We start from the raw sequence: 11,845 nt of genomic DNA, 5'->3' as shown, positions 1-11,845 counted from the left end.
ACTGCCGATGCCGGTGCGAAGACTGGGCCACGTGGCCCTGCGGGTGCAGGACATGGCCCGCGCCAAGGCGTTTTATCAGGCCCTCGGCCTGCGCCTCACCTGGGAAGCCGACGATTGGTCCTATCTGCAGGCCCCCGACGGCGGTGACGGGGTGGCCCTGCTGAGCCCGGCCTACACCGCCGCCGGGCCCCACTTCGCCTTTCACTTCAGCGAGCGCGCCGAGGTGGATGTTGTTCACGGCGAGCTGCGCGCCGCTGGCCATCCGGTGGGCCCGCTGCATGATCACCGCGACGGCACCGCTTCCTTTTACCTCCAGGATTCGGAAGGAAACTGGCTGGAGATGCTCTACGAGCCTCCCGAAGGCATCCCCTCCAACCAGGGCGAGGAGCCGATCGCTGCGGCTCTGCCTGATGGCTCCTCATCCGCCATGGCCGGCGCCGGAGCCACCGGAGCCGCTGCCCTAGCCGGACAGGTGCAGGGGCTGGCTTGAACCCGATCGAGGCGGAAGCCCTTGACCTGCTGGAGTGGCCTCGCCTGGCGGAGCACCTGGCCAGCTTCGCCAGCACGCGCGCCGGTGCCCGCCACTGCCGCTCCCTGCTGCCCGCCGCCAGCTGCGCCGAGAGCGAGCGCCTGCTCTGTGAAACCACGGAGTTGCTGGGCCTCGATGGCGTGCTGGAGGGGGGGCTGAGCTTTCAGGGCGTCGCCGATCTCGGTGGCACCCTCCAGCACTGCAGCAAGGGGGGCACCGCCTCCGGTGAGGCCCTGCTGGAGGTGGCCACCACCCTGGCGGCCGGCCGCCGCCTGCGCCGCCAGATCGAGGACGAGGACCTGCGGCCCGTCACCAGCGGCCTGGTGCAGAACCTGCGCACCCTGCCGGAGCTGGAGCAGCGTCTGCGCTTCTGTATCGAGGAAGGCGGGCGTGTGGCCGACCGCGCCAGCCCGGCGCTGGCCGCGCTGCGGCTGCAGCTCTCGGCTCTGCGCCAGCAGCGGCGGGAGCGGCTCCAGGAGCTGATTCGGCGTTGCGCGCCCCTGCTGCAGGACAACGTGATCGCCGAACGCAACGGCCGGCCAGTGCTGGCGGTGAAGGCGGGGGCGGCCTCCCAGCTCAGCGGCCTGGTGCACGACAGTTCGGCTTCCGGCAGCACCGTATTCATCGAGCCCCAGGCGGTGATCACCCTGGGCAACCGGCTGCGGGAGCTGGAAGGAAAGGAGCGCGAGCTCGAGCAACAGGTGCTGGCGGAGCTCAGCAGCCTGGTGGCGGCGGACACAGATGCCCTCCACACCCTGCAGACGGTGCTGGTGCAGCTCGATGGCGCCGTGGCCCGCGCTCGCTACGGCCAGGACCTTGGCGGGGTGCGCCCCGAGCTGTCCGCCACTGCCGAGGCCCCCTTCCAGCTCGTGGATCTCTGCCATCCGCTGCTGCTCTGGCAGGAGCGGCGCGAGGGCGGCAGGGCGGTGGTGCCGGTCACGGTCACCGTGGGCAGCGACCTGCGGGTGGTGGCGATCACCGGCCCGAACACCGGCGGCAAGACAGTCACGCTCAAAAGTGTGGGGTTGGCGGCCCTGATGGCGCGCGCCGGCTTGTTCCTGCCTTGCCGCGGCACGCCGCGGCTGCCCTGGTGCGGCTCTGTCCTGGCCGACATCGGCGATGAGCAGTCGCTGCAGCAGAACCTCTCCACCTTCAGCGGCCACGTGCGCCGCATCGCGCGCATCCTCGAAGCGCTGCCGCCGCCGGGAACGCACGGTGGCGCCTCCCTGGTGCTGCTCGATGAGGTGGGTGCCGGCACCGACCCCACCGAGGGCACCTCCCTGGCGATCGCCCTGCTGCGCCATCTCGCCGCCCGCGCCCGCCTCACCATCGCCACCACCCACTTCGGTGAGCTGAAGGCGCTCAAGTACGAGGATGCCCGCTTCGAGAATGCCTCGGTGGGCTTTGACGTCGAAACCCTCTCGCCCACCTATCAATTGCAGTGGGGCATTCCGGGCCGCAGCAACGCCCTGGCCATTGCCAGCCGCCTCGGCCTGGAGCCGGCCGTGATCGCGGGCGCCACCGCCCTGCTGGCGCCGAAGGGGGAAGGGGAGCTGAACCAGGTGATCCGTGGCCTGGAGGATCAGCGGCGCCGCCAGCAGGAGGCTGCCGAAGAGGCGGCTGTGTTGCTGGTGCGCACCGAGCTGTTGCACGAGGAGCTGCTGCAGCGCTGGCAGCACCAACAGGAGCAGTCTGCGGAACTGCAGGAGCAGCGGCGCCGCCAGCTGGAACACTCGATCCGCGATGGCCAGCGGGAAGTGCGCCGCATCATCCGCCGTCTTCGCCAGGGCGACACCGATGGGGAGGAGGCGCGTCAGGCGGGCCAACGGCTCAAGCGCCTGCAGCAGGAACATCAGCCTCAGCCGGAACGCCGCCAGCACCGCGGCTGGCGGCCCTCTTTGGGGGAGCGGATTCGCGTGCTCTCGCTCGGCAAGGCGGCGGAAGTGCTGGAGATTGCCACCGACGGCCAGGAGCTCACGGTGCGCTGCGGCGTGCTGCGGCTCACCGTGCCGCTCGACGGGGTGGAATCCCTCAGTGGCGAGAAGCCGGCGCCACCGGAGCCGCCTGTGGTGCAGGTGCGCCGCCAGCCCGGCCGCAGCGGCGGCAGCGCCCAGGTGCGCACCGAACGCAACACCGTGGACGTGCGCGGCCTGCGGGTGCACGAAGCGGAGGCAGCCGTGGAGGAACGGCTACGCGCGGCGGAAGGGCCGGTGTGGGTGATCCACGGCATCGGCAGCGGCAAGCTCAAGCGTGGCCTGCGCCAGTGGCTGGACACCGTGCCCTACGTGGAGCGGGTGAGCGATGCGGAGCAGGGTGACGGCGGCCCAGGCTGCAGTGTGGTCTGGGTGGCATGAAGCCTCAGATCACTACAACACCGGTGATGGTGAGTGCCAGACCGGGGCTGAGAGTGTGCAGGGTGGGAACGACCCGGGGGCATTTCACTCTTGAAATGGCTGACCCGTTAACGAGGTGGTCTTCCCCTTATGCACCTCCGGCCTGCTGGGCTCAGAGATCGAGCACGGGCAGTTGAGGTTCCGGCCCCGTGCGCTCGGGGCCGGCGGTGGTGGTCGGTGGCAGTGCCAGTGCCTCCCCGGCGGCATCGAACAGCCGCCAGCCGCTGGGGTCCACGTCGATGTGGATCCGCTGCCCCGGCACCACCCGCTGGGAGGGGTCGGCCCGCAGCTGCACCAGATGGCCGCCCTCCAGCAGCCGGGCGCTGATCAGCAGTTCATTGCCGAGCGCCTCCACATGGGTGACGTCGCCCGGCAGATTCCGGTTGGTGGCCGGTGCCAGCTTCAGATGCTCCGGCCGGAGCCCGCCTGTAAGGGGCGTGGAAACTCCACGGGCGGCATGGGAGGCCAGGGCGGCGGCCATCGGGCCTTCCACCAGGAAGCGACGGGCATCGAGCTGAATCTGATCGCCACCTGCGGCCTGCACCGGCAGCAGATTCATCGGTGGGCTGCCGATGAACTGGGCCACGAACAGATTCGAAGGCCAGGTGTAGAGCTCCATCGGCGTGCCCAGCTGCTGCAGCCGGCCTTGGTTGAGCACGGCGATGCGATGCCCCATCGTCATCGCCTCCACCTGGTCGTGTGTCACGTAGAGCGTGGTGGTGCCCAGCCGCTTCTGAAGCGCCACGATCTGGGCGCGGGTGCCCGTGCGCAACTTGGCGTCGAGGTTGCTGAGCGGCTCATCCATCAGGAACACGGCGGGCTCCCGGGCGATCGCCCGCCCCAGGGCCACCCGCTGCTTCTGGCCGCCGGACAACTCCTTGGGACGCCGGTCGAGCAGGGGCGTGAGGCCCAACTCCTCGGCCACCCCGGCGATGCGTGCCTCAATGCGCTGCTCCCGCTTCGAGGGCAGGCGCAGGGGGGCGGGCAGCCCGCGGCTGCAGCGATGCAGGCTGTCCTGCAGCTGCTGGGCCACGCTGCGGGGACGGCTGCGCCGCAGCCCGAAGCCGATGTTGTCGGCCACGCTCAGGTGCGGGTAGAGCGCGTAGCTCTGAAACACCATCGCCACGTCCCGCTGGGCCGGGCGCAGGCCACTCACGGGCCTCCCGCCCACCAGCACTTCGCCATCGGTGGGGGTTTCCAGGCCCGCCAGGATGCGCAACAGAGTGCTCTTGCCGCAGCCGGAGGGACCCACCAGCACCAGGAATTCACCATCGGGCACGTCGAGGTCGAGCTGGCGAAGCACCTCCACAGGCTGGCTGCCCCGCCGTGGTGGAAATGCTTTGCTGACCTGCTGGAAGCGAACCTCTGCCAAGACGGAGCCTCTGACCGGCCGATCCTAGGGTTGGCCTCAGGTTCGGCCTTCGTTAAGGGATTCCTTGCAGTTCATCGATCAAGCCCGCATAGCGGTCCAGGGCGGCCGGGGCGGCGACGGCATCGTCGCGTTTCGTCGGGAAAAATATGTGCCGGCCGGTGGTCCTTCCGGCGGTGATGGCGGCCATGGTGGGGCCGTATGGCTGCAGGCCGATGCCAACCTGCAGACCCTGCTGGATTTCAAATACAAGCGGCTGTTTGCCGCCCCGGAAGGCCGCCGCGGCGGCCCGAACCGCTGCTCCGGCGCCGGCGGGGAGGATCTCGTGGTGCGGGTGCCCTGCGGCACCGAGGTGCGCGACCCTGACACCGAAGCCCTGCTCGGCGATCTGATCGAGCCAGGGGATCGCTTGCGGGTGGCGGCTGGAGGCCGCGGCGGGCTGGGCAACGCCCACTACCTGAGCAATCGCAACCGGGCCCCCGAGAAGTTCACCGAAGGCAAGGACGGGGAAGAGCGGCAACTGCAGCTCGAACTCAAGCTGCTGGCTGAGGTCGGCATCATCGGCCTGCCGAATGCCGGTAAGAGCACCCTCATCAGTGTGCTGTCGGCCGCCAAGCCGAAGATCGCCGATTACCCCTTCACCACCTTGATCCCGAATCTCGGTGTGGTGCGCAAACCCAGTGGGGATGGCACGGTGTTCGCCGACATCCCCGGTCTGATCGCCGGCGCCGCCCAGGGCGCGGGGCTGGGCCACGACTTTCTCCGCCACATTGAGCGCACCCGACTGCTGGTGCACCTCGTGGATGGCTCCAGCGCGGATGTGGCCCACGACCTGGCGGTGGTGGAAGCGGAGCTGGTGGCCTACGGCCATGGGCTGGCCGATCGCCCCCGGCTGTTGGCCATTAACAAAGTGGAACTGCTGGATGAAGATGCCCTGGCAGCGGCTTCAAACGCGCTGAAGGAGCGTTGGCCCCGGGAGGTGCTGGCCATCTCCGGGGCAACGCGTCAGGGGCTCGATCGATTGCTGGAAGCGGTCTGGAAGGAACTCGACCGCAGCGAACAGGCCCTGGTGGCTCAGTCGTCGTAGACGCGGCACTCAGGGGCTTCCGGGTTCAGGTCGCAATAGACCTCCAGCGAATTGGGATCGTGATTGTCCTCGGGGTGATGGGTCTTGTATTCCTGCAAAGACTTGAGCTCTTCCTCAAGGTGACGAACCTTGGCCTCGTTGCCCGTGGCCTTGGCTGTTTCGATTTCGATCTGGTCCTTGAGGATGTGCTCGTCGATGGAAGTCATAAGACGGCCGACCTGCGGCAACCGAATTTTTCCAGTCCACCCTACGGGTCGTGCGCCAGCTTCGCCGGGCCGTGTGGGCTCCAGCTCATCAACCCCCCGCCAACATGGGGTAGATCCCTGTGCCAGCGGGTGGTTTTGCCCTGGTCTCAGGCCGGCAGATCACTCAGTTCCAGCCATCGCTCCTCGCCGGCATGGATGCGTTCCACCAGGGCGGCCAGTTCCTGGGTGAGGCTCTCCAGCCGGGCGTAGTCGCCCTGCCCGCCGCCGGCCAGCTCTGCTTCGAGCCGGCTGCGGCGCTCCTCCCAGCCCGGCAACTGCTGCTCCAGATCCGCCAGCTCGCGGCTTTCCCGGTAGCTGCGGCGCCGGGGCCTCTCGGTGCGTTCGCCCGTTCCCCTGGCCGGCGGGGCGGACGCTTCAGGCGTGGACGGCGTTGCAGTGGGCGCCGGTGAGGGTTTGGCCGCGGCCTGGGCGGACTGGGCCAGGTAGGCGCTGTAGTTGCCCTCGAAGCGCCGCAGCACCCCGCCCTCGAAGCAGAACAGCCGGTCCACGGTGCGATCGAGGAAGTAGCGGTCGTGGGACACCACCACAACGCAGCCGCGGAAATCCTCGAGGAAGTCTTCCAGCACCGTGAGCGTGTGCACGTCCAGGTCGTTGGTGGGTTCGTCGAGCAGCAGCACGTTGGGCGCCTGAATCAGCAGCCGGCACAGGCAGAGCCGACGCCGCTCGCCCCCGGAGAGCTTGCCGATCGGGCTGTGCTGCTGGGCGGGGGGAAACAGGAAGCGCTCCAGCAGCTGGGACGCACTCACCTGCACACCGCCCAGATCGATCCGGCTGGCTGCCTCCTGCACAAAATCGATCACCTTGCGCTCCATGCCCTTGCCGGCGAACAGATCGTCGGTCTGCTGGTCGAAGTAGGCCAGCTGCACGGTGCTGCCCAGCTCCAGGCGGCCCTGCTGGGCCTGGCGACGCCCGGCGATCAGATCGAGCAGGGTGGACTTGCCGGAGCCGTTCGGGCCGATGATGCCCACCCGGTCTTCCGGGCTGAAGTCGTAGCTGAAGTCGCGCAGCAACGGCGTGCCGCTCGGGGTGGTGGGCGTGGTGGCCGCCTCTGCCCCGGCCGGGCCCTGCGGCGCCCACACGCTGAGATGCTCCGCCGTGATCGCCCGCTTGCCCAGCCGCCGACTGGTGGTGGCCAGGCTGAGCTGGTCCTTGCCGGCGCGCACCGGCGCCTCCCGCATCGCCTCGATCCGCTGGATGCGGGCCTTCTGCTTGGTGCTGCGGGCCTGCGGTCCGCGTTGCAGCCATTCCAGTTCGCGCCTCAGCACTCCCTTGAACTTGGCGGCACTGGCTGCTTCGGCGGCCTCCTCACCCGCCTTGATCTGCAGGTAGCTGGCGTAGTTGCCCTCATAGGTGCGGGCTTCGCCCCGGTCTACCTCCACGATGCGGCGGGTGACCCGGTCGAGCACGTAGCGGTCGTGGGTGACCAGCACCAGGGCGCCGCGGAAGCGGTCCAGGTGGTTCTGCAGCCATTCGATGCAGTCGGCATCCAGGTGGTTGGTGGGTTCATCCAGCAGCAGCACGTCCGGCTCAGCCACCAGTGCGGAGGCCAGGGCCAGGCGCTTGCGGAAGCCACCGGAGAGCTCCCCCACCTTGCGCTGGGTGTCGCGGATGCCGAGCCGGTCGAGCACCTCGCGGCACTGCTGCTCCAGATCCCAGGCCTGGCAGTGGTCCATGCGGCTTTGCAGATCGCCCAGCTCCGCCAGCAGGGCGTCGTGCCTGGCCCCGGACGACCCGGCCAGCGCCTCACTCACCGCGGTGAAGCGCCGCAGCAGCTCCGTCTTCTCGCCACTGCCGGCGAACACCTGCTCCAGCACGGTGCGCTGGGGGTCGAGCGTGGGGTCCTGGTCGACCAGCACCACGTTCAGGCGGGGCGAGCAGCGGCGTTCCCCTTCCCCCGCCGGCTCCACCCCGGCGAGCACCTTGAGCAGGGTCGATTTGCCGGCGCCGTTCGGGCCGATCAGCCCGAGCCGATCGCGCTCGCCCACGTGCAGGGTGAGGTCGCGGAAGAGGGTCTTGATGCCGAAGTCCTTGGCGACCCCCACCAGGCTGATCAGGCTCATCGGCTGACGCCCTGCGCCTGGGCCTCGAGATGGGCGAACACGCTTTTGTCACCCACATCAGCCTGCGCCGCCATCGGGAATTTGCGCAGGCACAGCACCAGCAACAGGGCCGCCTGCAGCAGCAGCAACCCGAACGTCTGGCGGGGATCCAGCAGCCCGCTGAGCCGGCCCAGCAGGGCCACGGGCAGCACGAGGGTCACGCCGATCGCCTCCGGCCGCTGAAAGCAGAAGAACTCCTTGAAGCCGATGCCGGCCTGGGCGGCGAAGAAGGGGCCGATCGCCCAGATCCAGCGGGGATCGGCCGCCAGCGTGTCGAGCATGGCGTCGGGGCCCACCCGCAGCGCCAGTCCCACACCACCGGCGCAGCCCAGCAGCCAGAACAGCTGCAGCGCCCGGTGCAGAGGCCGCAGGTAGATGTGAATCCACTGCAGAGCCAGCCCCAGCCCTGCCGCCATCACGACCAGCCACGGCCACGACCAGGTCCCGCCGAAGCGTTGCCACTGCCACAGCAGGGCCAGCTCCGCGATCGCGAGCGCCAGCAGAGCGAGGCGATAGCTGAGCACCTCACGCCGGTCCTCGGCCGTGATCGTGAACAGTCCGTAGACACCCTCGAACACCGGATCGGTGCTGGCGCTGGGATCGATCGATCGGGCGTTCATCGCATCATCTCGAGGGGAGAAGCCTTCACCAGTGTGGTCAGGTCGGGGCCGGCCGGAATGATCCCGGAGGGGTGCAGTGGAAACAGAGCACCGAAGTAATCCTGCCGCCACGCCATGGGGAAGCAGGTCTTGGCGACTCCTTCGATCGCATGGAAGCGGCTCCGCCAGCCCCATAGGGCGGGGAATTGCCAGAGCGGCCGGCGGCTGCAGCCGAACAGGGGGGCATAGACCAGTTCCAGGCGAATCAAGGTGGGGAACAGCACCACGTCGGCGAGGCTGGGGGCGGTGCCGCACAGCCAGGGCCCAGCGGCCTGCAGCTCCGCCTCGGCGGCCTCGAGGGCCTCGAACAGGGCCGACTCAGCGCGGTTGTAAGCCGCCTGGTTGCGGGCGAAGCCGCAGCGGTACACGCCGTCATTGACGTCTCCCTGCAGGCGCTGGCGCCAGGCATCGCGGCGCTCGTTCTGATCGGCAGGTTCAAGATCGGGCACCCCGTCAGGTGCCGGCCAGCGGTTGAGCAGCTCGATCAGCCGTGCGCTCTCATTCACCACGATGCGGCGCTCGGCGCGGTCGTAGAGCACCGGCACCGAAGCCGGCGCGGTCGCTGGAGCCCCGCAGCTGCTGTAGAGGTCGGCCAGAGCCTGGGCCCCTTCGAAGGGCGCTGAGAACTGCCAGCGGCCGGCGCCGGGGTCCGGTTCCACAACCACCAGATCAATCGTCGATTGCAGCTGGCGCAGGGTCCATACCAGCCAGGCGCGATGGGCCCATGGGCAGCTGCGGCCCACGATCAGCACATGGCCCGCGCTGGTGCCGGCTGTGGCCGGCAGGGGCGGCAGCACGGCGAAGGCCCCGGCGGGACGGCAGTAGTTGCCCTCGGCGTCGGCGGGGCCCAATCCACCCATCAGCTGTTGCCATTGCCAGCGCCAGGCCGCGCGAACGCAGGCCACCACGGGCGGAGGAACGGCCATTTCCACTACGGGCGAGTGCTCCGACTCTGGCCTGGCCGGGATCCCCTGCCAGCCTGTGGCGCAGGTGTTCGCAGGGACGGGCGCAAATGGCCGCAGACAAGGTGCTGGTGGTGGGCGGAACCCACGGCAACGAACGCAATGCCCCCTGGCTGCTGGAGCACTGGGGCCGCCACCCCGCCCACCTCGACCGCGCCGGGCTGGCGGTGGAGCTGGCGGTGGGCAATCCCGCGGCTCTGGCGGCAGGGGTGCGCTACCTCGATCACGATCTCAATCGTTCCTTTGGCCTGGAGGCTCTGGCGGATTCCGAGCGCAGCTCCCTGGAGCTGCTGCGGGCGCGCCAGCTGCTCGCCGATTTCGGGCCCACAGGCGCCACTCCCTGCGGGGTGGTTCTCGATCTGCACAGCACCACGGCGGCGATGGGCAGCTCCCTGGTGCTCTACGGGCGCCGCCCCACCGACCTGGCCCTGGCCGCCGGCATTCAGGCGCAGCTGGGGCTGCCGATCTACCTGCACGAGGGCGACCCCGCCCAGAGCGGCTTTCTGGTGGAGCGTTGGCCCTGCGGTGTGGTGATCGAGGTGGGTCCGGTGCCGCAGGGGGTGATCACCGCCACCATCTGCCACCAGACGGCCCTGGCCGTGGAGGCGGCGCTGGCCACCCTGGCAGCGGCACGCGCCGGGTCGCTACGGCTGCCGGTGGCTCTCACCGTCCACCGCCACCTTTGCAGCCTCGATCTGCCGCGCCATCCGGATGGCCGTCCGGCCTGCTGCCTGCATCCCAGTCGTCAGCACCGCGATTGGCAGCCCTTGCAGCTCGGCGATCCCCTGTTTCAAGGCGCCGATGGGGCCACCGTGCCGTTCGAGGCGGAAGCGGCCGGCATGATCGGCACTGCCATGGCAGCAGGAGATTGCACCTGGCCGGTGTTCATCAACGAAGCGGCCTACGGCGAGAAGGGCATCGCTCTGAGCCTCACCAGGCGGGAGCGGTGGCCCCGCAGCCAGGCGTGGGGGGAGGCCCTCCAGCAGCTGGCGCGGGATCTCGCTTGTGCCCGTTGAAGGGTGAGGCGCTCAGCGAGGGGCCTGGCCACCATCGGGGCTGGCCTGATTCAGCGGAGCTGCCTGGGGGGCGGGGGTGGGCCGGGGAACGCCGTTGTAGACCACGCCAAGAACCTGGCGGCCATCGGCCGAAATCCTCAGCTCGGTTTCGGTGTTCGGCGGCAGGCCGAGCACCTGCCAGCCAGGAGGGCCTCCCAGAAAACGGAAGGTGTAACCCTCGGCGTCGGCCTTGATCAGGCAGTTGCCGGCGGCACGGTTGTACATGCAGGCGTCAGGGCGGTAAACGCTGAGCCCGCCATTGAGTTTCTCGGCCTGCATGCGGGCCAGGTTGGTGGCCCGCTGGCGGGTGAAGGGGAAGGTGTTGTAGGGATCGGTGGTTTGGCCGATCACGGCGGAGGCCGACAGCAGCAGGCTGGCGCCCAGGAGAACGGGGGAGAGTCGCATCAGGGGAAAAGAGCGGCAGGGGCGCCGGAGATCAACCGCAGACCCAGGTGCCTTGCTCCTTGGTGCAGGGAAGGTCGGAGCTGGATCCATCTGCCCAGTAAATCCTGAGCCGGTCGTCCTGGCTACCCATACGGAAGGTGAGCGACTTGACGACGCCGGCAGGCGGTTTACCTGCGGGGTCGGCAGGGTTGGGGCGGGAGGGAGCAGCCAGCCGCTGCTCCAGCTGCTGGAGCCTGAGTTCGACCCGATCCAGACGTTCCGGCGTCTGGTCCGCTGTTTTGAAACAGCCAGTGAGGCCGGCGGCACTGACCCCGAGTGCGAGCACCGTGAGGGTGAGTCTTGATGGTGCAGGCAACGACATCGCTGGAAGCGCGGTCAGGTCGATGCACTCCTAGCAATCGGACTAGCCGTTGGCCAGCCGCTCGCTCCAATAGACGACGGCGCCCTGCTGCTCGAGCTGCAGGCGGCGGTGGCGGGCTTGGTGGACAGGAACCGTTTCGGTGCAACGGTTTCCGTGCAGGTCCCAGCAAATCAGAACCATGGGGTGCGGGTGGCCGGGAATACAAAGAAAACCTTAAGCCCGCTGCCTGTGGCGCGGTCGCTATGTGGCCGATTCATGACCCCCACCCCGCGTCTGTTTTGGGGTGCAGCCTCCGCTGTGCTGCCCGGGCCCAGTGCTGGCGTGGCGTTTCGATCGCCTGCCAGGCACTGAAACCCTCGTGTCTGCCGGCCACAGCCGCCGTGCACCGCTCTCCTTGATCGCAGGCCAAGCCGCTGAAGTTTGCGTCTGCGAGCTGGGCCCCGTCGGTTCGCGCCGGAGCAGGGAGCCTTCGCGCCTGACAACAGGTTGGACCTGAACGCTTCGGGGCTTCAGACGTCTTGCCTGAGCGCTTCAGGTCTGAATGCTTCGAACCCGCAAGCTTCGAGATTGAAAGCCTCCGGCCTGAACGCGTTGAACCGTCGAGACTGAAAACGAAGCCAAACCTTAAGCGCCCCACACATCCCGCAATGTGCTGTTACA

General features: G+C 68.9%; 12 protein-coding genes. 4 read left to right on the top strand and 8 right to left on the bottom strand.

What is annotated here, in order from left to right; all coding sequences use genetic code 11:
- The first annotated feature begins 7 nt into the window (after positions 1–7).
- Together ACWJI3_RS13520 and ACWJI3_RS13515 are read left to right on the top strand one after the other, a co-directional pair.
- Positions 8–490 (top strand): VOC family protein, encoded by a 483-nt coding sequence (locus ACWJI3_RS13520; RefSeq protein WP_480203951.1) that lies wholly within the window; start codon positions 8–10, stop codon positions 488–490.
- The gene (locus ACWJI3_RS13515; RefSeq protein ID WP_094512772.1) at positions 487–2,883 is read left to right on the top strand and encodes an endonuclease MutS2; all 2,397 of its coding nucleotides are present in this window, start codon (positions 487–489) and stop codon (positions 2,881–2,883) included. Before ACWJI3_RS13520 ends, ACWJI3_RS13515 begins: the two co-directional genes overlap by 4 nt.
- A 151-nt stretch (positions 2,884–3,034) precedes the next feature.
- Here the strand turns inward: ACWJI3_RS13515 and ACWJI3_RS13510 are convergent, their stop codons facing one another.
- Entirely contained in the window at positions 3,035–4,294 is a 1,260-nt protein-coding gene (locus tag ACWJI3_RS13510; protein ID WP_480203950.1) for an ABC transporter ATP-binding protein, read from the bottom strand.
- A 64-nt stretch (positions 4,295–4,358) separates the two neighbouring features.
- Here ACWJI3_RS13510 and cgtA point away from each other — a divergent pair, with 64 nt between their 5' ends.
- Positions 4,359–5,378, top strand: coding sequence for an Obg family GTPase CgtA (gene cgtA, locus ACWJI3_RS13505; protein ID WP_094512774.1), 1,020 nt, complete (start codon positions 4,359–4,361; stop codon positions 5,376–5,378).
- Here cgtA and ACWJI3_RS13500 read toward each other — a convergent pair.
- The 4 genes from ACWJI3_RS13500 to ACWJI3_RS13485 form a co-directional block, all read right to left on the bottom strand.
- The gene (locus ACWJI3_RS13500; RefSeq protein WP_094512775.1) at positions 5,366–5,584 is read right to left on the bottom strand and encodes a Calvin cycle protein CP12; all 219 of its coding nucleotides are present in this window, start codon (positions 5,582–5,584) and stop codon (positions 5,366–5,368) included. The genes cgtA and ACWJI3_RS13500 overlap by 13 nt on opposite strands.
- Positions 5,585–5,730: 146 nt before the next feature.
- Entirely contained in the window at positions 5,731–7,704 is a 1,974-nt protein-coding gene (locus tag ACWJI3_RS13495) for an ABC-F family ATP-binding cassette domain-containing protein (RefSeq protein WP_480203949.1), read from the bottom strand.
- Entirely contained in the window at positions 7,701–8,363 is a 663-nt protein-coding gene (locus ACWJI3_RS13490) for a DUF2301 domain-containing membrane protein (protein WP_480203948.1), read from the bottom strand. The genes ACWJI3_RS13495 and ACWJI3_RS13490 overlap by 4 nt, the downstream gene beginning before the upstream one ends.
- Positions 8,360–9,328 (bottom strand): glutathione S-transferase C-terminal domain-containing protein, encoded by a 969-nt coding sequence (locus ACWJI3_RS13485; RefSeq protein WP_480203947.1) that lies wholly within the window; start codon positions 9,326–9,328, stop codon positions 8,360–8,362. The genes ACWJI3_RS13490 and ACWJI3_RS13485 overlap by 4 nt, the downstream gene beginning before the upstream one ends.
- An 86-nt stretch (positions 9,329–9,414) precedes the next feature.
- Here ACWJI3_RS13485 and ACWJI3_RS13480 point away from each other — a divergent pair, with 86 nt between their 5' ends.
- Positions 9,415–10,380, top strand: a complete 966-nt coding sequence (locus ACWJI3_RS13480; protein ID WP_480203946.1) for an aspartoacylase — start codon at positions 9,415–9,417, stop codon at positions 10,378–10,380.
- A gap of 12 nt (positions 10,381–10,392) precedes the next feature.
- On the opposite strand, the gene ACWJI3_RS13475 is transcribed toward ACWJI3_RS13480, so the two are convergent.
- From ACWJI3_RS13475 to ACWJI3_RS13465, 3 genes are read right to left on the bottom strand one after another with little or no spacing between them, the layout of a single operon-like run.
- Entirely contained in the window at positions 10,393–10,824 is a 432-nt protein-coding gene (locus tag ACWJI3_RS13475; RefSeq protein WP_094512779.1) for a hypothetical protein, read from the bottom strand.
- A 31-nt stretch (positions 10,825–10,855) separates the two neighbouring features.
- On the bottom strand, positions 10,856–11,185 hold the full coding sequence (locus ACWJI3_RS13470) for a hypothetical protein (protein WP_094512780.1): 330 nt from the start codon (positions 11,183–11,185) through the stop codon (positions 10,856–10,858).
- Between the two features lie 42 nt (positions 11,186–11,227).
- The gene (locus ACWJI3_RS13465) at positions 11,228–11,365 is read right to left on the bottom strand and encodes a hypothetical protein (protein WP_198948278.1); all 138 of its coding nucleotides are present in this window, start codon (positions 11,363–11,365) and stop codon (positions 11,228–11,230) included.
- Between the last annotated feature and the right edge of the window lie 480 nt (positions 11,366–11,845).

The organism is Marcopretia estuarina LEGE 06307, from assembly GCF_056633115.1.
This window is presented reverse-complemented; position numbering and strand designations above follow the sequence as displayed.